The 26077-nt window shown below is 48.7% G+C and carries 19 protein-coding genes; 5 read left to right on the top strand and 14 right to left on the bottom strand.

Translation table 11 applies throughout. The features are described from left to right. Positions 1–4 precede the first annotated feature (4 nt). The 4 genes from ABTV53_RS04845 to ABTV53_RS04830 all read right to left on the bottom strand — a co-directional run bounded on the left by ABTV53_RS04845 (position 5) and on the right by ABTV53_RS04830 (position 5951). Positions 5–1177 carry a substrate-binding domain-containing protein gene (locus ABTV53_RS04845; RefSeq protein WP_433751264.1) on the bottom strand — a complete coding sequence of 391 codons (1173 nt, stop codon included), beginning with the start codon at positions 1175–1177 and terminating at the stop codon, positions 5–7. After that, positions 1158–2951, bottom strand: a complete 1794-nt coding sequence (locus ABTV53_RS04840) for a histidine kinase (RefSeq protein WP_433751261.1) — start codon at positions 2949–2951, stop codon at positions 1158–1160. Before ABTV53_RS04840 ends, ABTV53_RS04845 begins: the two co-directional genes overlap by 20 nt. Before the next feature lie 26 nt (positions 2952–2977). Continuing rightward, complete coding sequence (locus ABTV53_RS04835; protein ID WP_433751258.1) at positions 2978–4711, bottom strand: response regulator; 1734 nt, start codon at positions 4709–4711, stop codon at positions 2978–2980. Positions 4712–5048: 337 nt separating this feature from the next. After that, the gene (locus ABTV53_RS04830) at positions 5049–5951 is read right to left on the bottom strand and encodes a tyrosine-type recombinase/integrase (protein ID WP_433751255.1); all 903 of its coding nucleotides are present in this window, start codon (positions 5949–5951) and stop codon (positions 5049–5051) included. A 168-nt stretch (positions 5952–6119) separates the two neighbouring features. Here ABTV53_RS04830 and ABTV53_RS04825 point away from each other — a divergent pair, with 168 nt between their 5' ends. Continuing rightward, complete coding sequence (locus ABTV53_RS04825; protein WP_017690333.1) at positions 6120–6320, top strand: cold-shock protein; 201 nt, start codon at positions 6120–6122, stop codon at positions 6318–6320. A gap of 99 nt (positions 6321–6419) precedes the next feature. Beyond that, positions 6420–6692 (top strand): HU family DNA-binding protein, encoded by a 273-nt coding sequence (locus tag ABTV53_RS04820; protein WP_124117202.1) that lies wholly within the window; start codon positions 6420–6422, stop codon positions 6690–6692. Between the two features lie 332 nt (positions 6693–7024). On the opposite strand, the gene ABTV53_RS04815 is transcribed toward ABTV53_RS04820, so the two are convergent. From ABTV53_RS04815 to ABTV53_RS04805, 3 genes are read right to left on the bottom strand one after another with little or no spacing between them, the layout of a single operon-like run. Continuing rightward, entirely contained in the window at positions 7025–7669 is a 645-nt protein-coding gene (locus ABTV53_RS04815) for a Vat family streptogramin A O-acetyltransferase (RefSeq protein ID WP_433751251.1), read from the bottom strand. Between the two features lie 34 nt (positions 7670–7703). Further along, positions 7704–7928 carry a hypothetical protein gene (locus ABTV53_RS04810; protein ID WP_433751248.1) on the bottom strand — a complete coding sequence of 75 codons (225 nt, stop codon included), beginning with the start codon at positions 7926–7928 and terminating at the stop codon, positions 7704–7706. Between the two features lie 45 nt (positions 7929–7973). Beyond that, entirely contained in the window at positions 7974–8519 is a 546-nt protein-coding gene (locus ABTV53_RS04805) for a helix-turn-helix domain-containing protein (protein ID WP_433751245.1), read from the bottom strand. Positions 8520–8774: 255 nt separating this feature from the next. Between ABTV53_RS04805 and ABTV53_RS04800 the strand changes: the two genes are divergently transcribed. From ABTV53_RS04800 to ABTV53_RS04790, 3 genes are all read left to right on the top strand, one after another. Then, on the top strand, positions 8775–9668 hold the full coding sequence (locus tag ABTV53_RS04800) for an MBL fold metallo-hydrolase (protein ID WP_433751243.1): 894 nt from the start codon (positions 8775–8777) through the stop codon (positions 9666–9668). A gap of 33 nt (positions 9669–9701) precedes the next feature. Then, positions 9702–10703: an alpha/beta hydrolase gene (locus ABTV53_RS04795; protein ID WP_433751241.1), complete on the top strand. Its 1002-nt coding sequence runs from the start codon at positions 9702–9704 to the stop codon at positions 10701–10703. Between the two features lie 295 nt (positions 10704–10998). Beyond that, a complete protein-coding gene (locus tag ABTV53_RS04790) occupies positions 10999–11406 on the top strand; it encodes an EamA family transporter (protein ID WP_433754064.1) in 408 nt (135 codons plus the stop codon). Here ABTV53_RS04790 and ABTV53_RS04785 read toward each other — a convergent pair. The 7 genes from ABTV53_RS04785 to ABTV53_RS04755 all read right to left on the bottom strand — a co-directional run bounded on the left by ABTV53_RS04785 (position 11393) and on the right by ABTV53_RS04755 (position 26056). Then, a complete protein-coding gene (locus ABTV53_RS04785; RefSeq protein ID WP_433751238.1) occupies positions 11393–13375 on the bottom strand; it encodes a CotH kinase family protein in 1983 nt (660 codons plus the stop codon). The genes ABTV53_RS04790 and ABTV53_RS04785 overlap by 14 nt on opposite strands. Before the next feature lie 341 nt (positions 13376–13716). Beyond that, entirely contained in the window at positions 13717–18006 is a 4290-nt protein-coding gene (locus ABTV53_RS04780; RefSeq protein ID WP_433751235.1) for an alpha/beta hydrolase fold domain-containing protein, read from the bottom strand. Between the two features lie 86 nt (positions 18007–18092). After that, complete coding sequence (locus ABTV53_RS04775) at positions 18093–19643, bottom strand: extracellular solute-binding protein (protein ID WP_433751232.1); 1551 nt, start codon at positions 19641–19643, stop codon at positions 18093–18095. A gap of 337 nt (positions 19644–19980) precedes the next feature. Further along, complete coding sequence (locus tag ABTV53_RS04770) at positions 19981–22350, bottom strand: DUF4962 domain-containing protein (protein ID WP_433751230.1); 2370 nt, start codon at positions 22348–22350, stop codon at positions 19981–19983. A 34-nt stretch (positions 22351–22384) separates the two neighbouring features. Then, the gene (locus ABTV53_RS04765) at positions 22385–23152 is read right to left on the bottom strand and encodes an SDR family NAD(P)-dependent oxidoreductase (RefSeq protein ID WP_433751228.1); all 768 of its coding nucleotides are present in this window, start codon (positions 23150–23152) and stop codon (positions 22385–22387) included. Positions 23153–23183: 31 nt separating this feature from the next. Further along, entirely contained in the window at positions 23184–25022 is a 1839-nt protein-coding gene (locus ABTV53_RS04760; protein ID WP_433751225.1) for a cache domain-containing sensor histidine kinase, read from the bottom strand. Beyond that, positions 25019–26056, bottom strand: a complete 1038-nt coding sequence (locus ABTV53_RS04755) for a response regulator transcription factor (RefSeq protein WP_433751222.1) — start codon at positions 26054–26056, stop codon at positions 25019–25021. The genes ABTV53_RS04760 and ABTV53_RS04755 overlap by 4 nt, the downstream gene beginning before the upstream one ends. Between the last annotated feature and the right edge of the window lie 21 nt (positions 26057–26077).

The raw sequence follows: 26077 nt of genomic DNA, 5'->3' as shown, positions 1-26077 counted from the left end.
TCATTCATTGTACAAAAGGAAACAACAGCTTCTGGTTATCCATCCAGAACATATTGTCAGTACTCACCAGCTTCGTCTCAAGGAGAACTCTCGCTTGCACCTGTTGATTGTTCAGCCGCGCAACGGCTTGATTCAATCCCAGGTAACCTGCACTGTATCCATTCTGGACGATGAGATGATCAAAGACCCCTTCCTGCAATTGCTCCAGTTGCTGTTGTTCACTGCCGAATCCAACAATCCTTACCTTTTCCGCAGATTTGCGTCGATTCAGTTCATCGGCTGCTCCCAGAGAAGCAAGTTCCTGAAGAGTAATGAAGCCATCCACCTCCTGCTGGTCCAGCAATTGCTTCGCAGTCTGCCAACATCCATCCCGTGTATTACATATCGATTTGGGTTCCACTTGAATATTAGGATACTGTACCAAGGCTTCCATAACTCCCTGCTCTCTCTGAATAAGACCAGAATTAAGAGGATCGGGGCCTAATAAAGCCACATGCCCTTTCCCTTCCAGAAGCTCCGCCATAGCCTGGCCGGCCTGTCTTCCCGCCTCAACATTATCCATCGAGATGAAACTGGTGATGCCTTTCACGGGAAATTCATCGTTAAGCACAATGACAGGAACAATGGTTCCATCGGAATTTGTTGTCTGTGCCTCCTGAATGATGTCACTAAGGGCCTTCTCACTTAGGGGATCAACCAATAGAGCTGATGCCCCCTGCTTCAGAGCCGATGCGGCGGCCTTTACTTGAGCCTGCTCTCGCGCACTGCGAGACAACGTATGGCTGTTGATATTTGCCTGTTTGACCTGCATCTCACTTCCAGCAGAATCCAGAATGGCAGGCGTGTACACCTCACCATCGGAAGGGTACGCTTCCACGGTAATCAGTTCGGCTCCACTCTCTTTGGCAGCCGCTTCGGCGCCAAGCCGGATGGCTTCCGCAAGTTCGCCCGTGCCTGCTGGCGTAACCAGCGCGATACGTGGCGGTACTGCCGTAGCGTCGGGACTCGATAGGCCGCAGGCACTGCATATTAGCAGACAGAAGTTTATGGCTGTCAGGGTTAATAACCGACGTTTCCGAGTTCCAAGGAAACTCGCAGCAACCTTTTTCCAAAATATAGGGATATTCAATCCTTTAACTCTTTGAGCATCGTTCTTATTAGCTTGATTGTCTGTCATCAGGCTCGCCCTCCTTATGCTGCGATTGAATAGGAATCCGAATCCAGACCGTAGTGCCTTCTTCCAGCTCACTTGCAAATTCAAGACCATAGCCCTCCCCATAATAGAGACGGATTCGATCATGGACGTTGCGTACTGCTACGCCGGAGCCTGCACCACTTTTGACCACAGGACGACCACTTAGTAATCCCGACATCTGTTCTTCCGTCATGCCGACCCCATTATCTGTAATGCGAAACACCAGCTTGTTGTCCTCACAATAAACATCGACCTCAATACTTCCTTCGTCCATGTGGTACTCGATGCCATGAACAATGGCGTTCTCAATCAGGGGTTGAAGCACCAGCTTTAATGTCAGGCAATCCAGAAGCGTCTCATCTGCCTTAATCGTAAAGTTGAATTTGCGCTTGAACCTCATCTGCTGAATCGTCAGATAATGCTGCGCATGCTCCAGCTCTTCCCTGATCGTAATGATCGTTTTACCTTGACTGAGGCTGATGCGGAACAGGCGCGAAAGAGACGTGATCATCGTGATCACTTCTTCATTGCGGCTCATGCCTACCATGCGCACCACGGAATTTAGCGTATTGTATAGGAAATGCGGATTAATCTGGGCCTGTAAGGCTTCCAGCTCCAGCCGCCGCTTCTGTTCCTGTTCATGGATGATCTCATTCATCAGGGTTCGAATTTTATTGACCATCAGATTAAAGCGACGGGATAGACGTTCCACCTCCAGCGGCCCTTCAATAGGTAACTCCACGTTGAAATCCCCACGCTCCACGGCCTTCATCTTGCGTTCCATTCGCCGGATTGGGCGAGTCAGACTGGAGGATAGGAACAGGGACACGAGAATAACCAACACCAGAACAACGACCAGTACACGGATGAGATATCCGTTTACTTCCTGACGGGTGGTCATAATCTCATCCAGATAGGCGACACCAACAATTTTCCACCCAATATTGGCAACGGACTTCACGGTATTCAGCCTTTTCTGCCCATCTGCTTCATCTTCATAACTGCCGGTAGCCACCAAAGCCTGTTCGATATTCTCACTTTTGAGTCCCATATACATCAATTGCTGCTGCGGATGGTACACAATATTGCCTGCGCTCTCATCGATGATATAGACATATCCTCGTTGTCCCAGACTGACCCGGCGGCTCAGTTCATCCATCTGTTTGAAATTGATATCGACCAGCAGGATAACCTGCCGATCCTGACCATTTTGCCGTATCGTTATGCCTTTGCTCATGGAAACGACCCATTTGTATGGGCCTGTGTACATGTTCTGAATATGAGGCAACGAGAAACTCAGGTGATCCGGCACACGAAGCGCAGACTGAAACCACCCTTGCTGTGTCACATGGGCACTCGGTTTTAATTCGGCTGTAGGTCGGTTCTTGAGCAATTTCCCCGTGGAATCGAGCAGAGTAATCGAGATAATATCTTCACGACTGCTGAGCAGTGTGTCGAGCTGTTTGTCCACCAGTTCCCCTTCCCATGTCCCGTCACGCAGCATGTGTTCCTCAATGGCACGGTACAGATGAGACATGCTGCGAACGTAATCCTCCAGGTTATAACTGACCTGATCTACAATCTGTCTCGTCGTCAGTTCCGCACTTCGCTCGGCAGCCTGCGTGAACTTGTCATGCAGAAGCATCGCCATGATGGTCAGCACCAGAACGATGAAAACGGAGAAGGACCATGTAATAATAAACCTGATACTGCTGACTCTGGACGAACGCATCCTGGAGCGTAATTGAAGTCCCATGGACTTCACCCACCTCGACAAGAACTTCATCGGAGTGAACCTTCACATGCTGCCTGGAAAGCCTGTTTACGATATTCTTTAGGTGAGACGCCAATATGTTTTTTGAAACAAAAGCTGAAGTAATTCGGTTCGGCAAAGCCAACCTGCTCCGCAATCTCAAAGGACTTCAGCTCTGTCGAGCGAAGCAGTTCACGGGCTGCCTCCATCCGGATCTGCATCAGGTACTGCAGGAAGGTAAGCTGCACTTCTTTTTTGAAAATGCCGCAAAAATAACCGGAGCTGATATGCAAATGTCCGCACACCTTCTGAATGGACAGGTCCGGGTCGGCATAATGCTCTTTGGTGAAGACTAACGCCTGTTCGACAATATCCTTGTATACATGCTGGCGACCGCTGGCAATGCGCTGTTGTACAAGTAGACAGACCTCCCGTACCTTCTTCTGTGCTTCAGTAAGACCCGGCAGTCGGAACAGATCCGCATACAACTGGAACCCTGCACCAAAGATATCTTCCATTTCTTCCCCTGATGCCTGTGCTGCCTTCCATACCGTTGTTAACACTTCGATCAGATAGAGCTGAATATCACTTCGCCCGTGTTCCACGGTAATTTCCCGGAAAATGATCGCAAGTGCTTCCTCCAGTTCCACTTGTGTACCTGCCTTCAGACAACGTGTCAGCGTCTGCTGCTTCAACTCGTCGAACCGCAGCTTGCCTGCCGTCTGCCGCTCTACATCCGCGATATATATGATTGAATCCGTTCCGGGTACAAGCCGATAATCCAATGCCAACAGGGCATCTTCATAGGACTGATTCACCTCCGCAAGTGAATCCACAATCTGACCAGATCCCACCGTAGCCGGGATACGCAAGTAGTGATTGATGCTGCGCATCACATTTTCCAAGGCCTTCTGTTGTCGCTTCGCGCCATCTGTACCGCCCAAGCGATCCACATAGAGCAGGACAATCGTCTCCTGATGCATAAAGGCATGACCAGCCCCGTGTTCTGCCCATACTTCTGCCGCAATGTTAAGTGCAGCAAAGCGTTTCAGCTCAGCATCTTCCGATTGGCGCAGTGAACCTCCGGGAATGAATATCTCAGACTGATCCGCTTCCTCAGATGTAGTATGGTTATGTCGCTGTGGAAGCTCGTTGAATACTCCCTCAGGTTTTGCCTTCTGCACATCTCCTTCCATATGCAGTGTCAATACGGACACCCCATAGCGTTCTCCTGTCAGATCCAATCCGCATTGTTTGGCTTTACTATGAATATATGTCGAGGATTTCTGCCGATGGAGCAAGGTTGCCATCAGATCTGCCTGCAGTAATGGCAAACTGGTATGATAGTGCTCTCGCAGTTGCTGAACATCTTCACGCTCGGCCACTTCAGCGGCCATCTGGGCGCGCAATCTTGTGAGCAGTTCGGTGAGATGCCCTGCCGAGAACGGCTTCAACAGATATTCATCCACACTTAATGAGATGGCTTGCCTCGCATAATCAAATTCATCATATCCAGTCAAAATGACCACTTTCACAAGTGGATTTCGCTTCCTCAATCTTTGCGCGAGTTCCAGACCATTCATGAAGGGCATGCTGATATCGGTCACCACAATATCCGGCTCCACCCGCTCCGCCATCTCCAAAGCTTCTCGCCCATTCTCAGCCAAACCGACAATCCGCAGATCGAGCGCTTCCCAATCGACCTCTACAACGAGCCCTTCACGTACATCTTCTTCATCATCCACCAGCAGTACCCGGTACACGTTTGGATTCCTCCTTTTGATGACGGGCCTTATGCCCTACAACTAATATATATGTGCCATAGTGAATCATTTGATTTCGATTGCTCACCAAACGTATGCCAAAATGCAAAGGGTGCATGTTGATCTGTTCCAAGGTTGCCATCATAATATACAATATTATCGGGAATATGTAATCGCTTTCTTTATTAGGGGTAAGGCAACCCTGTCGGGCAGTGCCTAAGTGAAATGTGAAGGATAGTATATGAATGCTAAAGGTAGGTTAAAGTAATACAAACACGGAAAATTTCGAAGTACTTCTAATAAGAGGTGTTTTGATTGTGACTATAATTCAGATTCTTCATTCTTGTTCTCTACGATGATTCGAACTTAATGCTTTAACATAAATCATTGTTGTATCTGGGTTGGTGTGTCCCATTATCTCGGCCAAACGGTGCAGTGGCGTATGCTCAGCCATGGCGTAGCCAAAACGATGACGCAAGTCGTGTGAACTCAGTCCTTCCAGCCCTGCTGTTATCATTACTTTTTTAATCAGGTGGCGCAATGCTCTCTCCGTTAAACGATCGTTGGTCTTCTCCGAAGGAAAAAGGTACGCACGATCGGTAGCATAATCAGATAAGTACTGATTCAACATGACAATACACTGCATATTCAAAGGGATCTTGCGCTCCCGGTTGCGTTTATCGGCTCTCACTGTCAGGTGACCACTTCGTCTACCAAGTTCGATATCATGAGGCATGAGGTTGCATACCTCCATCGTTCGCAAGCCTGTGTGAAACATAAGGGTCAGGATGGTCCGATCACGAAGGGAGTTACCGTACTCCACTGCCGCGAGGAATGCCTCTTCTTCTTCGGATGTCATTCTGCGTGGACTGACTTTATCTTCCGGAATGAATTTTAATGCTTTGGAAGGGTCATGATTGAGCCTGGATTCCAGAACAGCCCATTTGAAAAAACGCTTTAGCGTAATCAACCTGCGGTTAATGGTGGCTGGCTTCAATAACATAACCTTGTGTGAATCTTCACGATAATGGACTAAAGTGGATGTATCCACGTCTTCCATTCGTAATGTAACCTCTTCCTCGAGCCTAGTGCTTTCCTTGTACCATTCGATAAAGTGCTTCAGATCACTTGCATATTCCTTCACGGTTTTGGGATGCAATTCATCCTCATTAGCAAGCATATGGATAAATTCTTCTATTGTCGGTTCCCGCTGCACCGACATCGCTGATGACTGATTCATTAGAAATTACCTCCAAATCTTGACTTATATTAGCGGACATGGTATTATCATATTAATCGATACATTAGCGGACATCAAGTCTGTGGTTTAAATGCACCAGGTGAGTGTCAATTTTAAATTATACTCGTCATAATGATCGGCTAAAAACTTATTTTTTGGAGGAATCACATGCAAACAGGTACAGTGAAATGGTTCAACGCGGATAAAGGATTCGGCTTTATCGAAACTGAAGAAGGAACAGACGTATTCGTTCATTTCAGTGCAATTCAAGGTGAAGGTTACAAATCTTTGGACGAAGGTCAACGCGTTCAATTTGAAGTAACTCAAGGTAACCGTGGACCACAAGCTGAGAACGTTACTAAACTTTAATTATATGAAAGCTGCCTTATTAATAAGGCAGCTTTTTATTTACTCATAGGTTGTACAGTAAAGAATTTCACACCCCAACAATGAAAGCGAGGTATTCCCATGGATAAAGAACAATTGATCACAGAAGTAGCTAAGGCTGGCGGTTTCTCCAAGAAGAATGCTGAAAAAGCTGTAACCGTTGTACTGGATTCGATTCTCGAAGCTCTCAAAGAAGGTAAAGAAGTTCAAGTGGTTGGATTTGGGAAATTCGAAGTACAGAAGCGTGAGGCAAGAACCGGAAGAAGTCGGAGAACAGGCAAGGAAATTCAACTACCTGCAGGTAAAGTTCCTGTCTTCACAGCAGGATTAAGCATGAAAGAAGCTTTAAATTAAACCACGTAACAAAGTAACAACTTATTGAAAAGAGGTTTTTATTCAAACACACAATGATAATATGGATTTAAATGTCGTGTTTACTACCGTTGATGATATCATTAACTTTTATTCAGGCAAACAGACAAACTCGGATCATACAGAAGATCATACTCATTTAAAGCCCCCATCAGTACAGTCTGATTGCAACCTACGACCACCCACCCGCTAAATTAACATTTCATCTTGGACAGCAAGAGGCCCTGATCTCCTCAAAACGGTCCAGGGCCTGATTTGCTTGGAAGCCGGCTCCGTCAGGAACTAGCTTTTTTTGCTTTTTATGCACAACCATCCTACTTGCTGTTCAAAAGTCCGCGTAATATCTGTAGATCATATGTAGAGACCAGACGCTCCAAATGCGTATCCAGCCATTCCTCATCCTGATCCCACCACTTCAATTCCAGCAGCAGTGCAATCGTTTCTTCATCAAAACGCTTTTTAACAGTCTTGGCCGGATTACCACCAACAAGGGTATAGGGTTCGATATCCTTCACAACGGTTGAATTGGAGGCAACGATTGCCCCGTCTCCAATCGTGATACCAGGCATGATCGTCACATGTTGTCCAAGCCATACATCGTTCCCCAGTATCGTGTCACCCTTATATGGAAGCTGCTCAAGTGTAGGTGTCACACGCTCCCATCCTCCACCGAAAATGTTAAAAGGATACGTCGTCATGCCCTCCATCCGATGATTCGCGCCATTCATAATGAATGTCACACCTTCCGCAATGGCACAGAACTTGCCAATAACCAGGCGATCACCAATAAAGTCATAATGATGCTGTATTCGGTCATAGAATTGCTCTGGCGGATTTGTGTTATCGCTATAATACGTATAATCACCGATGTCCACGTTGGAACGCGGCGGCAGGTTTTGAATGTAACATACGGTGCGGATATTCTCGTTTGGGAAAAGTTTTGTTTTATCAGGGGCCATAGACAGTCCCTCCTTTTCCCTATTGTAACAGATATTAAATCTTAAAAGGACGAAGTGAAGTCTGAAGTTCTGTTGACACATCAGACAAAATAGCCGCAGATGCCTTGATCTGCTCTACCGACTTGAGCTGTTCATGAACAGCTCCGGCAGCCTGCTGTGAATTGGTACTGGCCGTCTGGGCATGGCGAGCGATCTCATGTACGGAAGCCACAATCTGCTCCACTCCTGCGGACATCTCTTCACTCGTCGCAGTATTCAAGCCGATTTCGTTTCGAATATTTATCGGTAGGCATAGGACATGAAATCAAAAAGTTGGAGGCGTTGATACGGCAATGACCACAGTCTCTCCTTTCCATGCATTTTTATAGCTATGTGGTGTCTTTGCATCAAAGTAAATACTGTCTCCCTCCTCTAACGTATATCTGTCATTCCCTAGTACAAACTCCAAGCACCCTGTCTGCACATACAGAAACTCCTCGCCTTCGCTATGTCCTACACCGATATCTCCAGAAGTCGCACCTTCTTCAAGCACCCCCAATATGGGGCCCATCTTGTTTCTGCCTCCCTCGCTAAGGGAATACCATGTAATACGAGAGCCTTCAGAATGGACCAGCGGTTTACGTTCCTTTTTTCTCACAACAATACGTTGCTCTTTCTCTCCAAATAGATCGGTAAAATTTACGTTCAACGCATTCGCAATCCGTTTTAGTACGCTGATGGATGGATTCGCTTTGTTTCGTTCGATTTCGCTGAGAAAAGATAAGGAGATGGAACCTGCTTTTGCCACATCTTTTAGGGTTAATTTCTGTTTTTTGCGGGTATTTCTGATGACCTCGCCTATAGAGTTCATTCTTCGTTTCTCCTGAGTAGTTATTTTTTTCGCTGTCAGCGAAATTTATAGTTTGATCATAATTAAAATATTGAGCAATATCAAGCTTTCTTGCAAAGGTTCAGTTTCGGTGCAAAAACGTTGATTTAACAACATTATTGGACTAAGATTTTAGTAAGGTTGATGTGCAAATATGATCCCGGGACATTTACGCATAATTCTTTTATATATAGCATTTCATTTCCAGCGAAATTTCTAAGGGAGGCGATGAGCCATATGACTAAGCTGCCTAAGACTTATACTGTAGGCGACACTACGATTACCCGAGTCACGGAGATGGTAATCAGCGGTGTCCCACCAGAGATTTATTTCCCTGTTACATGGGACCCTTCATTTCTGAAAGAGAACCAACACTCCTTACCAGAGGGCTTAATTGACGAAAACTCACAACTGATCGTGAGTATTGGAACCTGGGTCGTGAAGACGCCTGATCATACTATTCTTATTGATACTGCTACAGGAAACGACAAGAACCTGCCACTGAATCCGGATCTTTCCAATCTGCAGCTGCCTTATCTGGAACGACTTCAAGAGGCTGGTGTTACTCCGGAAGAAGTTAATTACGTGTTACTTACTCATTTGCATGTAGATCATGTCGGTTGGAATACGAGACTGATTGACGGCAAATGGATACCGACATTTCCGAATGCAAAGTACGTATTCCCGCTTAAAGAACAAGAATATTACTCCAGCGAAGCAAGCCATAACAAAGTAAATGAGGTAAACTTCAATGTTTACGAAGAGAGTGTACTTCCTATAATCGAGGCTGGTATGACGGAGACCATCGGTCCAGAAGGCGGGAAGTTTCTAGACATATTTACATTCATTCCGACTCCAGGTCACAGTATTGGGCAAATGTCCATACGTCTCTCGTCCGGTGGCGAAGAAGCTTTGTTCGGCGCCGATATCATGCATCATCCATTCCAGGTCTTAAGACCAGACTGGAATTCGATGTACTGTGAATTTGCTGATCAGGCTCGCACCTCACGGCGCTGGGCTTTAGAATACATCGCCGATCGTCCCATTATTTATTTCAGCACACATTTCCCAGAGAGTTCTGCCGGTTATGTCACCCGAAGTGAAGACGGCTTCAACTGGCGCTTTATATAAAATATATTTCATCAAAGAGAGGCGAAACCTATAATGTCTAACCATACATTCAACAAATCGATCTCCCTCGTATCTGAGAATTATATGATAGCCAGTGATACGCCTGGAATTGAACTATCCGTCCTTAATAAACGTCCTGCATCTATGAAGGAGTTCTCAAATGAGAAGACAATCGTCATGGTCCATGGTGCGACGTATCCCATTGGCAGCCTGTATGATGTAGAGCTAGACGGGTTTACTTTCCTGGACTTCCTCGCAAGTCATGGCTATGACGTCTACGCCGTAGATGTTCGTGGTTATGGCGGGTCCACAAGACCGCCGGAAATGGAACAACCAGCCGATCAGAACCCTCCGCTTGTCCGTACTGAAACCGGAGTTCGCGATTTTGGTTCAGCTGTAGATTTCGTCCTGCAACATCGCAATCTGTCGAAGGTCAATATCCTTGGGATGTCTTGGGGTGGGACAGTCGCCGGTGCATATACAGGCCGTAATAACAACAAAGTGAACAAACTCATCCTTATCGCTCCTCAGTGGCTAAGCAACAAACCTATTCCTATCGATACCGGCGGGCCGCTTGGCTCTTACCGCCTTGTTCCGGCAGGTACTACGAAGGAACGCTGGTTAAGTGCTGCTCCTGAAGGGAAACGCGATAGCCTGCTCCCTGAGGGTTGGTTCGAAAAATGGGTTGAAGCCACTCTGGCTACTGATCCTATTAACAAAACTGAACACCCGGAGCATATTCGCGCTACCAACGGACCGATTTTGGACATCCGTGAATATTGGACAGTGGGCAAAGCCTTCTATGAACCTAAAGATATCACTGTACCTGTACTCCTCATTCATGCAGAGTGGGATATTGATGTACCGTTAGATTTGGCACAAAATTTCTTTACCTCCTTAACCGGAGCTGCTTATCGCCGTTGGGTAGAGATTGGTGAAGGTACTCATATGGTACTGCTCGAGAAAAATAGAGTTCAAGCATTCCAGGCTGTTCAAGCATTTCTGGATGAGAACTTCGCACCAGCGGGTCAATAAAACGCAGTTAGCGGATTTCAAACCGATCTGAGACCCGCAGTATTGCTGCGGGTTCTTCATTACACTTTACAGATAAACAACCTATCTATTCCTTAAAGGAGGGTCCTGCAAGAACCACTGTACAGGTAGCCAAGCTGCCACGCGGCGCGGAGATTGAGATCGAACTGGTTGCCATCAAGCGTCCACTTAACCAATAAAACTATTGGATTAGTCAAACTTTTGAAAGAAGGCGCATCGGCTTGCGAACTTATCTACTTCTCTTACTTTGTGCGACTCTATATGAAAGCAACTTCGTATTCGGCTCGCTTGTGCTACAGGAATTTCCTGCCGTGCATCTTTCCGCATACCGCCTTGCCGTTTCCTCTGTGTTCCTGATGGGCTATCTGATCTTGTCCAGACACTCATCCAGGGTTTATGTGCAGTCATCTGGAACAATCAGATTCAAAAAGTTGGTGCCGCCAAAGCATCCATATTTCTCAATCTTCAACCATTTGTCGCTATGTTGGTTGGATTCTTCGTGCTTGGTACTCCCGTCACCTTCGTTCAAGTTGGGGGTTCCATCCTCATTGTATGCGGTGTAGTTCTATCAACGATACAGAGATTAGAATACACTAAGGGATTCGATGAGTTATCGAATCCCTTTTTCTTGCTTCTTAGCTGCAGAATGACAGCCAGGCAGAAGATCGTTTTTATTGGGAGCTAAGACTTACTTGTGCAGCGGTTTGATCCCAGTCCACGCTCAGTCCCAGTCCTTCGGAGATGAAGCGAACCGACACGAGTGTGCGACTGTTTTGAATAATCGCTGGTGCATCAATTTCGAATGTTTCCCCATTTACCGTTGCTGTGCTGCTTCCGATCTTGAGCACAAGAGTCTGGTCATTCAGAATGGCTGTTACTGTTTTCGCCGTTTTGTCCCAAGTCACTTCTGCACCAAGTGCTTCGAGTATTGCGTTCACAGGTACCATCACTCGGTCACTTTGCTGCAGCGGGTCCTGATCCGGGAAGGTGATTGATTTACCATCAAGTGTTACGGTAATGGTTTTGTCGGTTGTTCCGGATGAAGTATTCGAACCTGTCTCTTCCGAAGTCTCAGGCAAAGGCGTTACTTCACGCCCAAGTTGCTCTTGCAGATTCGCAAGGCGGTTCAGTGCAAATGTCGTCAGTGATCCGGCTGCCATGGAGCCCATACCTCCGCCTCCTCTGCCAAAGTTACCGCCAGGACGTGTCTGCGTATTGCCTGTACTACCTGTTGTTCCTGTTCCCGTTGTGCCACCCGGAGGTGTTGCTCCATCTGGAGGTGTCATTCCTTCGAAACCTTCCGGCGGTGTCATGCCTTCCATGCCCTCAGGTGGTGTCATTCCCTCAAACCCTTCAGGTGGTGTACCGCCCATCCCCCCTGCGACATCTGCATTGGCAGAATAAGCAATGTTGGATTCAAACTGTTCTGTCGTATAAAATTTCGTTGGATCTGCTTCTACATAAGGACGAATCTCATCGGCAAGGTCCGTAATGCGATCCTGAATGCCTTCCATATAGTCCGTCAGTTCATTGACGTAGCTCAAATATTTTTCCTTATACTCCGGTACAGCAAGCAGGTTGTTAATCATCGGTACATTTTCCATGCTAATGCCCAGTACAGGCTCATCCACAGATACATTCGTTGCGTTGGTGTTGGTGGTGGTTGATCCGGTTGTTGTTCCACGTCCTCCTCCACCCGAGTACCCGTTGAAGGACATGTTAAAGTCCCAAGGAACAACGGTGAACTTGCCCTCAGCATCACTGTAGAGCATGAAGTTGTGCCCTTTGTCGCCGTTATAGCTGTCATAGTTTCCAAAAACCATGTTGCCTGCAATATATTGAAGCGCTGAATCCACGTCCAGTACACTTTCAATATCACCTTTTTCACCTTCTGGCATCTCGTTCAGCGTTTGGATGAAGGATTTGAGTTTGGCTTTGTCCTTATCCGTACCCAAATCTTCTGTGATGGTGCTGTAGTCACTGCCCTCTTCATATTGAAGATAACTCTTCTCATCCGTATCATAGAGGACGCCTTCCTCGTAATCCTCACCGTAGTTGCGCTCGAGATAACTATCATCCACCGCTTCAACGCCAGTATAGAAACCAACAAGCTCGCCGTTAACGTACAGATTAACATAGTTTGTCATCGGTACATCCATGCCAATACTCCGCAGTGCTTCATAGTGAAGAACTTCACGCATATACGACGGATCCGCGTAGTTATTGTTCAGTACCATTTTGTCCAGTCCAAGCAGGGTTTGTTTTTTGTCGTATTTATCAAACTTCAGTCTGAAGCTGTAACGGTCCGAATCCTCCATTGAGGCTACGGCTTTCAGGGTCAGATTGCCCTTGGTGGAGAAACCGACATTGTCCAGCTTGTTGCCATCCACTTCCACACTCACATTCTTGTAATCCTTATCCAGCGGACTTTCGAGCATGCTCTTCCAGTCTGCATCATCAATCGTTACATTCACATCAATAACGTTATCCGTCTGGAATAACGATTCATAAGCTTGTGTCAAGCCTGCACTCGTGGTTGTCGCTGTACTTTCTGCAGCAAATGCCGCATTCGGACTTCCCATCAGCCCAAAAGATGACGTTACCATGGTCACGGATAATGCCGTTACTGCAGCTTTGCGTAATAAATTATTCAAAATGATGAATCCTCCTTCTTGGTTTCTGTTAAGCAACTGAGGCTTATGTAACCATGGTAGAGGACGAACCTTTAGTGAATCTTAAATAAACGAACCATAAAAAAGTAGCCTCTCAGGCTACATAAGTTGAACTATAAATGTTACACCTTATCACTCCGATTGCAGTACCATTTTCCGATCGCTCTTATCCCCAGATTTTCATCATTCCCTTTATTTAAGGGAAAAATCCGGTGATAAAGGCGAATGCTACGCTTCTTCAAATTGGTTCTGCACTCTCCGTTTAGGTGTAAAATTGAGCTTCAACTTATATAGACGCCTTTCAGGCTACTTATTCTGATCCTTTATATTTCGGTAACGATCACACCTTCTGCTTGGTAGTAGTCCTCATTCACGTTGTTTAGAATGTTAGTCTTTAGCAGAATGCCGACTCCGGCAAACAAGCCGATTCCGTTTGTGTTACCTTCGATTCGGTTATTCTCAATCAACACATTCTCGGGATTCCCTTCGCCAATATTGCCAGCTCCAGCATCGCCTTTGTCGCGCTCAAGCCGTACGCCCCAGTATCCACTGGCAGTATTGTTACGAATCACATTGCCGCGAATTATCGTACCCGGTCCATTCAATACTTTGATTCCAGCCGCATCTGCAATCGTGGTTGTATTCTCGATGAGATTATTCTCAATTAGGGTATCGGGGGTACCCATGGTCACCGAAATACCGATCCGGCTGTTCTTGATTGTGTTGTCATGAATGTAGTTTCCTTTGCCAGACTTGCTGTGGTTGCTGGGCGCTGAACCCCCTGTATTGCCAAGCCCAATCCCTGCACCTGTCAGCACATCCATAATGACATTGCCGGAGATTTCATTCAAATACTCCAGTTCACCATGAAGGTCAATGGCATCCAGCTTGGTTCCATTAAATGTATTGCCACGTAACACGTTATTGTGAGCCACAAACTGAATCAGTGCTCCATGTCTGAGATAAGGACCCTCAAATGCACTGTCCTCCACCACATTCCATAACGTATCATTATCAAAGCCGAGTCGATCGGTCTTGGCCGTTCCCTGAATCGAAATTCCGTATCCTGAACCTCCGGGGCCCAGATCTGTTGCATTGCGGAAGGTTGCATGCTTCACAACAACATCGCGGCTGTGCTCAATTCGGATAGCCATTCGTTTGAACTTCTCCACAATTACGCCGTCAATTGTAATGTCATACGATGGTACCTCGCCATAATTGGCGATATGAATCAGACTATCCGGCCCCCCAGCGGAGGGATTATTGGATTGATGATCCGTCGTGTAGCTGCCGGACCAGGATGAAGTTAGGGTCATGTTGGATATGAGAATGCTATGCTGAGCTGATGCCTTCAGAACGGCACTACCCGTCACCTGATCCAGCGATGTCTGGAGCACGGTTCCTTCACGGCTCTCTCCTCTCAGATTCACGCCGGATTTGAGCATCAGGTTGGTGGTTCCATCCGGCCCGGATAACAAATTGTACACTCCATTGGGTAAAAACACTTCATCACCCAAGTCAGCCTCATCAATAGCAGCCTGTATTGCTGGTCGGTCATCACTCGTGTTGTCGGCAGGTTCTGCTCCAAAATCCCGTACATCAATTGTACGTCCGGTCACGGCATGTGGAACATGGACAGCATGTGGTGTGCCATCTGTTTCCGTCAGACCTGGGGCGATAAAGGGCATCGTCCCTTCAGGTGGTTGTGGCACGATATATGGAATCAGAGCCACAGGTGTCCCTCCCCCTGCAAAAGGGGCATACAGATGCACATCGGTCAGACTTGTGTAAATACTCGCATCGGAATTGCCATGCCCTGTGATTCGTACATAACGTGCAGACATGGCAGAGATATCAAACGCCTGCATTTCGGTTGTATCCCCACTGCTTTCGCCGTTGAATACCTGGGTCCACTGCTCACCGTCAAGAGACGATTCCATCCCAAAAAAGGTCTTTCGGACATCCCCTTTGTAAAAACCAATCCCCACATAACCCACTGACTGTACCTGACCCAGATCAAATGTGATCCATTGCCCCTCCCCGGCAACAGACCAGCGTGTATAGCTGTTATTGTCGAGGGTATTGGTCGCCAGGTTGCCGTCGCTGCCACTTGCCGTGACAGAAGCCACAGGCAGGGACGATAACGGGACGTCTAGGGTTGTCATTTCGGTTGATAAAGCACTGCTGATATTGCCCGTCTCGTCAATTGCTTTCACTTGAAACGTATACGATGTCCCAGCTGCAAGTTCGCTGTCACGAAATGACCGCTTACTTTGTTCTGCCAGCAGGACTCCATCCCGATAAATTCGGTAAGCAGATACAGCTGTATCATCGCTGGCCGCTGGCCATCTTAGTTCCGCAAAATCTGTCCCCCAGTTGCGAATCTCAAGCTCAGCTCCCTGCTCCCATTCGGGTGACTGCGTGTCACTGCCTTCTTCAATCAAAGCAATGACTGCTAACTGTGGACGCGGATTGCTCGTTCCGTTCGCTTCCTTGGTGTATACGTTCACGGAAACACCCGTTGATTCCGCATCCGCAAGCAAAAATGCAACCTGATCCGCATCTGGACGACTCTTCACAACATCGGTTACATCCACTTCATAGACGGCCGGGCTTCCATTCCGATCTGCCGTAACCTGGAATGTGCCCAGCAGCGAACCTTCGCTCAGACTTTGAACCGGAGCATTTGACCAGGTTAACGAAGATTCGCTCCAGGTTGTTTCATTCAAACCGTACAGAGACAACGTGGTATCGATATTTGATGTGCCTTTTTTGGCAGCAATCCGCAATCGATACCGATCTCCTTCCGACTCATTTCCGGACATATCAAATTTGAAGTACACATATTTCTTGGTTGAAGGAGTGGAAGAGATGCTCAGTAATCCGGTACTGGAGCCCGTGGCCTGATTGAAATTCAAGTCAGGCTTGCTGCTGTCAATCGCCGCATCGTCGCTTGGCACCTTGCTGGCGATGACCTTTTCAATCAACGGTGGATTGCTTTTGAAAATAATAGGCTCCGTAACGATCCGGTTCTTCACATGTTCATCCAGGAAGGCCCATGCCTCTGCATTCGCAGTCTCGGAAGCCGTCCCTGTAAATCCGTGGCCCTGACCAGGCACGACTTTCATATCCACAATCGGCACACCCGCAGATTGAAGCTGTCCCGCGAAAGTAACGCTGTCGGTATAGGGAATAGTAGCGTCAGCATCACCGTGCCGAATCCAGAATGGTGGATCATCTGGTGAAGCATACGTGCCCGGCATGGCAAGTCTGGCCTGCTCCGGAACATCGAACGCGCGATGCCCGCCAAGCAGAGCCGTGACCGAACTATAGTTATTAGCAAATGTCGTTGTAAAATCAGCAGGTCCGTACCAGTCGGCGACCGCCTGCACTTTGTCGGAATACTCAGGCCATCCGCCTGAACCTTCCAGATCAGGTATATCTACTGTCACCCCTGTATCGAGCTCTACAGTGTCACCAGCGACCATGTCTCCTGTTGTACCAAGCAAAGCAGCCAGATGTCCGCCTGCCGATGATCCCCAGACACCAATACGGCTTGGGTCCAGATTATACTGCTCTGCATGAGCTCGCAGGTATCGAATAGCAAGCTTCACATCCTGAATCTGGGCAGGGAAAGGTGCCTCAGGCGTCAGTCGGTAGTCCAGAGACACTCCGATGTAACCGCGTTTGAGTACATAGTTGCATATGGAGTTCAGTGCCTGCTTCCGGTCCCCGTGATTCCATCCACCTCCATGGATATAGACCATGACTGGCATCGGTTCTGCTGCCGCTGTCTCGGGAACGGCAATGGATGAATACATCGCCCGCCCACCAGCCGTACCGATCTCCACATCTTCGTACAAAGTCACTCCTTGGGGTGGCGTGAATTCAGTATTCCCCTCTCCAGGTGGCACCGGGGAGGGGGCAGGCGTTATTCCGGGAATAGCCTGACCGTAAATGGCAACATTGTCGATATACATGTTGGCCTGCATGGCATCTCCTGTCCGAAATCTAATTTTAACCGTGCTGTTATTGTTCGCTTCCGAACCCAGCGTCCAGCTTTTTAGCGTATTGCCTTCCTTATTCTTCAGGTCCGGGGTGCCCGGGGGAAGTTCAAATGTCTCCAGCGTCGTCCAGGATGTGCCACCATCCTTCGACCATTCGATCATCACACTTCCACTTATATAGGAGGAAGCACGCGTGTAGTAGCTCAGCCGTATATTTCCGTATCCAGTCAAGTTTAGAGGCAGTGCAAGCGCATCGGTTCCGTCCATCTTGATCATGTTGGGTAGCGAGGGAGCAGTCGTGGAAGATGACGTCTTGGCCTTGCTTCCACCTGCCCCTTCCTGCGACCAGGGAGCTCTCAATGCAATTCCACCTGTAGAGCCAAAATTGTCCGGGTCATCAAAGTTTTCCGCGTAAATTTCCATCTCAGGGCCCTCCGGCTCCGGGACGTTTGCTCTTTCTTCCTGTGTAGGGTTACGAATAGAGCTAGGAACAACATCTTCCATCGCCCGGACTTCATGCATGGGAACGATGGTGCCGTTAATGAGAATCATAGACATGGCAACAAGGACAACGCGCTTTTTCCACGTTTTGAACAAATTATTCACTTGTATCCCCTCCGCACTGTAGTCCAATCTCCTGACGTTATACCTTTACAATTGCTGATGGTAATCATTGCTTATGCCGCACAATTCTAGCGACGCGGCAAAGATACGCCTTCCCCGTCCTTGAATTTCTGCGTGGCTTCCTCAATGGCCTGATCGCCACCTTTGGATTTCCATTCTTCAACTACCTTCGGCCAATCGGAGATCGGCTCCTTGCCATATACCATCTTGATCATGTGGGTAAGCAATACCTGAGGAGGTGTATCCGAATTGGGAGCAATATCGGGATTCTGTACAAAAGCTTCCAAACGTGGATCAAAGTTGATGCCATCCCGACCTTCTTTGGCTAAAACCGTATCGTAAATTTTCATCAGCTTTCTGCCTTCTTCAGTCAGGGATAGGGAGCCTTTGTTGTATGTCGTGTCCTGTACGAACCATAGGAACGATTGACGGTAACGCTCCTCGTCCACGCCAGCCGAGTCTGTCGGAGCTGTATATGAAATCACACCATTATCCTCTGTATAGGTCTCTCCTTCCGTGCCGTACGTAAAGAACTTCTCCGCTTCGTCAGACACCATCCAGTTGAAGAAACGGATAATGGAAGCCGGATCGGCCGCATCCTTATTAATAAAGTAGGCACGCGTCACCGGACCGTACAGATAATACCCGCCCTTTCCGTCCGGGCCGACAGGGGAAGGGATAATCTCGATTTTGGCATCGGGAACCGACGCTTTAATCTGCTTCTCCCACTGGATCAGTTCGTTGGCATTCATGGACCACATGCCCGCCTTGCCGGAGAGAATAGTATTTTTGAATACCGTCGAATTGATGGTCGCAAATTCTTTGTTAATCAGCCCTTCTTCGTACATCGTCTTATAAACCGTCAGGGCTTGCTGCATATTCTCGTTATCCATGAACTTAGGTACAATCTGGTCGCCCTGCTGCTCCATCATGGACAGGAACTGCTGCACATCATAGGCCCCAAAGAAGGTATCCGCATATTTGAAATCCTCACGCCCCATATATGGATTCTCCACGCCAAGCTTTTTAAAGGCGCGCAGCACTTCCATTGTCTCCTCCACCGTGGTAGGCACCGGCAATCCGGTTTGATCCAGCAGATCCTTACGAATCCAGGTTGCCCGGCGGGATGGATTGGATAAATATTCAGGGATGGCATAGATCTGGCCGTCATGGGTGACCTGGTCCCAGGCTTCCTTCGGCACGGCTTTCAGCAAATCTTGCCCATACTGCTGTAACAGCTCATCCAGCGGCTGGAATACTCCGGCTTCGACCGAACCTGCCATCTCCTTGCCATTAACGCCGCCGTCCCCCTGCACCACATCAGGAATATCATTGGTAGCAAACATTTGCACCATTTTTTGCTCATATTCCTTATGAGGCACCAGGACAATTTTGAGATCTGTATTAGTCAGATCCTCCAGTTTTTTCACCCATTTATCCTGGTTGATGTCGGGTGACTTCTCCACATACGTATACGCCAGCGTTCGCAGTGACATGGAAAACCTCGTCTTGCCGTCTCCCCCATTCTCACCGGATTTCGCCCCGCTTCCAGTGCTGCATCCCGCCATGACGGTTGTCGCCAGCAATAGCGCCATGCCTGTGACCAACCACTTTTTCATGCTACCCCTCTTTTCATCCTGATTTAGGTTTAGGTATCACTTATTGATGAAGCGCTTTCACGAAGATGATAAAACATCCCCACCGCCTGCAACAATGGGGATGTTTTAGATGAGATTGCGTTTTCTTTAGGTCAGCACTCAGCCACTGCGATTGCAGTACCCTCTTCCGATCGCTGTTATCCCCAGATTTTTTTGATTCCCTTTCCAAAGGGAAAAATCCGAGGATAAGCGTATGCTTACGATGTAGCTTTCTTACAGAAAGCTTTTAGCGAACGCTTCGCTTCTTCAGATGGGTTCTGCACTCTTCGTTCTTGTGTAAATATTCAGTTCATCTTATCTAGTACGTCTTGGATACCTCGATCTTCTTTGTTACACCGTTGTCGGTAAAATAGAGATGAATGCCGTGATCCTGGTCATCGATGAAATAGGGGACATACTTCGGCTCCTCGATCTTGTAAGGTACAAGCAGCGTCACAATGGTATGACTTGTGGCAGGCCGCGTTTCCGCGCTTAGATGATAATGTCTATCCAGCCCTTCATACTCTGCCGGGTCCACCTCTGCGAATTGATCCGTCTGGCTGAGCGACAGCTCTCCGGAGGAAGCATAGACAAATGTCCCCTCAAGCCCCGCCTTAGTAGCGTTCAGACGGAAGGTCTGCCCTTTCAGCTGTAACGGGTGTAGTGCATGGAACAGCCATTGAACGCTGTCCGGCTTCTTCAGGTCAATGTGGTCCACAATAACGAAGTAGGATGATTGCAGAAAATGTATTTCCCGTACAACATGCTTCACATGCGGTACGGTGCTAGCGTAGGCATCGGTCGCTACCGCGCGCACATAACCATCGCCATCCCGCCAATAGGCATCTTCGATCTGCCCGGTTGCCGCCATGTTCAGCACTTTGTTGTTCTCGGCGTACTGACCTGCTCCGCCAATTAGCAGGTTATTTTTGGAGCGTGTCTGCCTGCGCCATTCCCGGTGAAAGGAACTTCCATGCGCGATATAATAGCCGGTATCCGCCGCAAGCGGCTCACCGAATGCATGCAGGGTAAAGCTGTTCTGATCTGCATGACTGTGGCTGATGGAGCCATAACGGCTCGACTTGAGCAGCAGCATCATATGGTCATCCGGATCATCCATCCGGTGATGCATAGCTACCCATCCCACATCCCTGAACCATTTGAGCGGCTCGATGTTCACAGGTGACTCTTCCTCCACCTGCGGATAATCGTGGCGGTAAACCAAGTCGTCGAAGTTAAAGTCCCACCAACCGTAGTTATAAAAAGCTCCCTCTGTCCCCGGATCGGATTGGCGTACACGCTCAAAGTACCACTGGTACCAGTGGTTGCCTGTAACCCCCGCCAGTTGGCGGACAAGATAGCCTGTTTTCAAATTTACCGGGTCACCCAGCGTAGACTGATCCCCAAAGCTGGCGCGCCGTGCATCAGGCGGGTACACGTAGAGTGGAAAATCCCCGGTACGCTGGAAGAACGGTCGAAGGAAAAAGTCGATGCCCGCATAATTTCGCAGCAGATTCATCGCTTCGGTCACATAAGCCATACCTGTTGTCCAGTACATCGGACCTTCGGCCCAACCCCCATCACTGCCACCCCAAGGGGAGTACAGACAGGCATAATAATCGATCGCATAATCCAGCCACGCTGCAGCTTGCTGCTCCTCATGCAGCAAAGCCATACAGCACGGTACAAGTACGGAAGACAATGAACGAATTGCATGGCTGTCATAGGGCACACGATGGATCTTCGAGCGAACCATCACATGCTGGGCTACCTGTTCTGTCCGCCGCAGTAAACTGCGCCTTACCACATCTTGCTCTTCACTGTTCAACTCATCATGCAGCCAATCATAGCCCCAAGCAAGCGCCGCTGCGACCCGAAAGGCCGCCTCATCGTTATAATCACGGGAGGTCGTTCCCTCCGGATCCCAGGCCGCCACATGCAGCAGCCAGGTTTTCGCCGCTTCAAGCAGCCGTTCGTCTCGAAGCACCCGCCCAGCGATACTCAGATGACGAATGGCATATAACACTTCCTGACAGTCAATGTACATTTGTCTCCACAACGTGGCGACACGTTTGTTATCCGGGTAAGGCAGCGGTTCACGAATTGGCTCACGGTCTGCCCACGGTTCCACGGAATTTGCCATAAACACATCCCAGCCGCAATAAGTGGAATCAGACGCAACACCATCAGCAAGTGCATTCAGTCCACGCTCATCTAGCCACAGCCTTGGGTGAGACGTGTCTGTGGAAACGTATCGCTGTGCCCGGGAGGGCAGAGGTGTCTCAGGTAGTCCCGCTGGAACCGTAAACCGCCGCACCTCACTCCATGACGACATTTCCTGCTGTTTCTCCTGCACGGCATCCGTCTCGGCTTCGCTTCCTTTCTGCACTGGATGATTCACAAGCAGCGCATATCGCCAATAATACTCTCCAGGTTCAAACACCCGGTCAGGCGTGAAAAAGTTATACGGGAGCGGCGTAAAGGTCATCGTCTCTTCTTCCTGAAAAGAAGGGCTCGCCGATACTTGCAGCAGATAGGCATTCTCATCCTCCTGCTGTGCCGCCATCCAGGTAAACCTTGGCGGATTCTCTGCCAGAACAGTATGCTCGTCAGGAGCATAGTCCACATGGAACGGCCCGCTGATGGGTTGGTACAACGATCTTTCTGCAAGCTTTCGCTTCACTTCCATCGTTTTGTCCCCTCCTTATCACAATGTTGTAACATCAACGCATATACATGCCGCCATTGATTTCAAGCGTCTCTCCGGTAATAAAAGAACCCAGGTCAGAACACAGGTACAACGCCGCTCCTGCGACATCATCGGGAGTACCTTCCCGTCCAAGCGGGATGCTGCTTACCGCAGAAGACCGACCTTCTGCCGAGGTGAACGTAGTATGGAAAGCCGTCTGTCCGATGAAGCCCGGGGAGAGAGCATTCACCGTAATCCCGCCAGGTGCAAGCTCTTTGGCAAGCCCTTTGGTTAACGCAATGACGGCCGCCTTGGAGGCTGCGTAAATAGCTGCACCCGGCCCGCCACCATTATGAGCCGCTACGGAGGTCAGATTGATAATTCGTCCGCCACCAGCCGCCTTCATGCCAGGAATGACTGCTTTGGAGACAAAGACGGTGCTCTTCAGATTGACATCCATAATTCGGCTGTACAGCTCCTCACTCATCGTTTCAATGGGGCTTCGCTCCACCAGATGTCCCGCGTTGTTAACCAAAAGGTCAATTGGACCGCCAAAACGGAGTGTAATATCGTCAACCATCGCTCTGATGGCATCCGTATCCGTCACATCTGCCTGAAATGCCGCCGCTTCACCACCAGCATCCCGGATTGCGGTCACGACTTCCTCCGCCCGCTCCATATTATGCAGACCATTCACAGCAACCTTCGCCCCGCAACGAGCCAATGCTCCAGCAATAGCAGCGCCAATCCCTCCACTGGAACCCGTTACCAATGCGATTTTGTTCTGTAAATTGATATTCATGTTCTATCTTCCTCCTTGTTATTGGTTTGAATTAAATTCGCTTGCTGTGCTGGTCCGCCGGAAGCGCCATCGTAATGGTCGTTCCCATACCTTCCTCACTCTCCATCATCAAGCCGTACGTTTCTCCAAATACGAGCTGAATCCGGCGATGCACATTCATAAGTCCGATGCCACCACGATGATAAACATCATCGGTGTCTTCACCGGCCAGACGGTTCAGTTCCAGACGGCGACGCAGCTTCTCCAGACGTGCATTGCTCATGCCCATGCCATTATCCTGGACGATGACAAGAAATCGATCTTCCAGACGCCGAGCATCTATGCGGATAAAATGACCCGGTTCCATGCCACGTGGAAACGCATGTTGCAGTACATTTTCCACCAGGGGCTGGAGGGTGAGACGAACCATTTTTTCCAACAATAAATCCGGTGCAATGATGACCTCAACTTCAAGCTCCCGATCCATGCGATGTTTCATGATGGAAAGGTAGGCCAGCACATGCTTCAGCTCATTGGCAACCGTAATTTCCTCCAGATTGGTCTGAATGGAATAACGGAGCATATGAGCCATCGATTCCACCATCTGCGTAATTTCTTCGGAATCCTGTACGACGGCATAACATTTGATCGTTTCCAGCGTGTTGTAGAGAAAATGCGGATTGATCTGCAACTGGAGCGCCTGAAATTCCGCACGGTGTCGTTCCAACGCTTCCTGCTGTAGCTCAATTTCCGACTTCTGGCGGCGCAACTCCGACTCATATACACTCTCAATCATGTCCGACAAGCGGCTGACCATCAGATTATAGCTGCGAATCAGCACTCCGATCTCATCGCGCCTTTCCTTCATCTCCACCTTGTTCCAGATTCCCTTCTCCGTCTGTCTCATTCCGTTCATCAGCACCCGAATGGGTTCTACTTGAGATGCTCCGATCCGGTAGGCCACCACAAGCGCAGCGAGCAAGGTCCCTGCACCAACCCATAATGTAGCTGAGCGGATCGTTGCAATCGGCCTTTGAAGCTCCGACAGCGGCACGGAAGCAACAAACCGCCAGCCCGAATAGGCAGACAACTCCGATATAAACAGCCGCTTGGTACCATCCGTGTTCTGTTCCAGTGACCCTGCCTCCATGTGCATAAGTCTGTCCACGGTGCTGGACGACATCACGGTCTGAGCCTCCTCGTCCCCAGGAAGGTAGATGACATTTCCGTTCTGATCCATCACATACTGATATCCCCCTTGACCGAGATCGAGTTCTCCCCAGATGTTGTCAAGCTCCAGCACATTCACTTCCATCGCCAGCACTCCGTTTGGTGTATAGGAGGACACCCCCCTGATCAGGCGCGCAATCGTAATGACATTCGCACTCTGTCCACTGCGAATACTGCGGGTAAGCAAAGTTGACTCGCCATTCGTAGGGGTTGCATCGAGTAACTCCTTATACTGCTGTGCAGCATCGATATCGGGTATGCCCGCTGAATTCTGGTTGTCATCGATGACAACCCGCCCGTTCTCCCCGATAACATACAGGAACTTGATCTGTGGATATAACATAAAAACAGGCGGGAACACGTTTCTTTTAATCTGACGGCTGTACTCGTAATAGGCATAACTGTCCTCCGAATTCATATCGAGAAAGTGCTTCACACTCCCATTTGAGAGGATGGAGTAGGTCGCGCGATCATAATTCTGCAAATACAGATCGGTCTGGTACGCCGTATTACGCATGGTTTGGGCGATGTTGTCCGCCAGCTGATCGTTCATCTCAGTCGAGGCATAGGTATAGGTAAACAAGCCAATAGCGGACAGAGACAACGTAATTACGATGGAAAAATGAAAGAACAGGCGGATCGACAGGCTGCGCTTCATCATTCAATGCCCAACTTACTGCGGTATTCGGACGGGGTCAGTCCAGTAATTTTCTTGAATGTCTTGGTAAAATGGGGATGATCCGCATACCCCACTTCGTAGGATATATCCGTAATCCGGTTGCCCGGCTGTTCCAGCATTCGTTTGGCCAGTTCCATTTTGCTGCGTATTCGGTATTGGATAAAGGTCTGACCGGTCGTCTGTTTAAACAGTTGGCTGAAGTAGGACGGGTTCAGTCCAAGCTTGGCAGCAATCTCGTCCAGTGAAACTTCACGGCGCAAGTGCTTCTCCAGATAGGCTTTTGCTTCTTCCACTGGATGCTTGCGCTTACCACTGCGCTTTTCCTTGATCGTCTTCATTAACGTGTGGATCTCGTTACCCAGAGCCTCGAAGCATTCTTTAGAGGAAGCGCTTACAATTATCTTACTGGACGTACTCATCGTTCCGTTTCCCCGTGCATTCATGCGGGCCACAATCAATTCCAACAATTCCTGAAAAAGCTCCGCTGTCTGCTCAGGCATCAGGGCATATGCCGGATAACGATTCGACCATGCTGCGAGCAGTTCCGTCACATCGGATTGCCTTAACTCCCATATAGCCTCTTCCAGACGCATGGCCCAATCATTCAGCTCCCTCACGGGTACAAGGGATACCGTAGGTTTATCCTCTTCGGATGCCAGCAATTTGAGCAGCAGTTCATGAAGCTCCTGTCGTCCCACTGGCTTGAGCAGATATCGTTTTACCCCATAATCCATACAGGCTCTTGCATATTCAAAGTCTGAATAACCGGAGACTACAATAATGCGCATCGTACTGCCTTGCTCGGATAAACGTCGGCACAACTCAATGCCATCCATCGTTGGCATGCGAATATCCGTGAACAGGATGTGTGGTCGAAAGTCCTTCACCACCTGAAGGGCCTCTTCCCCATGCGCCGCCTGCCGGATCTCACAATCAAACAGACCTGCTTGCTCAATCATCTTTGCCAGACCCATCCGAATCATCGGTTCATCGTCCGTAATCAAGATTCTGAACATCGCCATTCCCCCGTTTCCGTC

The organism is Paenibacillus amylolyticus (assembly GCF_050990605.1).
Lineage (GTDB): Bacteria > Bacillota > Bacilli > Paenibacillales > Paenibacillaceae > Paenibacillus > Paenibacillus amylolyticus_H.
Note: the sequence above shows the minus strand (reverse complement) of the source record. Positions and strands in the feature narration are given on the sequence as shown.

Excerpts from the sequence above, each read along its gene's own strand:
- ABTV53_RS04845 (WP_433751264.1), bottom strand. The coding sequence starts at position 1,177 with ATGACAGACAATCAAGCTAATAAGAACGATGCTCAAAGAGTTAAAGGA.
- ABTV53_RS04840 (WP_433751261.1), bottom strand. The coding sequence starts at position 2,951 with ATGGGACTTCAATTACGCTCCAGGATGCGTTCGTCCAGAGTCAGCAGT.
- ABTV53_RS04830 (WP_433751255.1), bottom strand. The coding sequence starts at position 5,951 with ATGAATCAGTCATCAGCGATGTCGGTGCAGCGGGAACCGACAATAGAA.
- ABTV53_RS04825 (WP_017690333.1), top strand. The coding sequence starts at position 6,120 with ATGCAAACAGGTACAGTGAAATGGTTCAACGCGGATAAAGGATTCGGC.
- ABTV53_RS04820 (WP_124117202.1), top strand. The coding sequence starts at position 6,420 with ATGGATAAAGAACAATTGATCACAGAAGTAGCTAAGGCTGGCGGTTTC.
- ABTV53_RS04815 (WP_433751251.1), bottom strand. The coding sequence starts at position 7,669 with ATGGCCCCTGATAAAACAAAACTTTTCCCAAACGAGAATATCCGCACC.
- ABTV53_RS04805 (WP_433751245.1), bottom strand. The coding sequence starts at position 8,519 with ATGAACTCTATAGGCGAGGTCATCAGAAATACCCGCAAAAAACAGAAA.
- ABTV53_RS04800 (WP_433751243.1), top strand. The coding sequence starts at position 8,775 with ATGACTAAGCTGCCTAAGACTTATACTGTAGGCGACACTACGATTACC.
- ABTV53_RS04795 (WP_433751241.1), top strand. The coding sequence starts at position 9,702 with ATGTCTAACCATACATTCAACAAATCGATCTCCCTCGTATCTGAGAAT.
- ABTV53_RS04775 (WP_433751232.1), bottom strand. The coding sequence starts at position 19,643 with ATGAAAAAGTGGTTGGTCACAGGCATGGCGCTATTGCTGGCGACAACC.
- ABTV53_RS04770 (WP_433751230.1), bottom strand. The coding sequence starts at position 22,350 with ATGGAAGTGAAGCGAAAGCTTGCAGAAAGATCGTTGTACCAACCCATC.
- ABTV53_RS04765 (WP_433751228.1), bottom strand. The coding sequence starts at position 23,152 with ATGAATATCAATTTACAGAACAAAATCGCATTGGTAACGGGTTCCAGT.
- ABTV53_RS04760 (WP_433751225.1), bottom strand. The coding sequence starts at position 25,022 with ATGATGAAGCGCAGCCTGTCGATCCGCCTGTTCTTTCATTTTTCCATC.
- ABTV53_RS04755 (WP_433751222.1), bottom strand. The coding sequence starts at position 26,056 with ATGTTCAGAATCTTGATTACGGACGATGAACCGATGATTCGGATGGGT.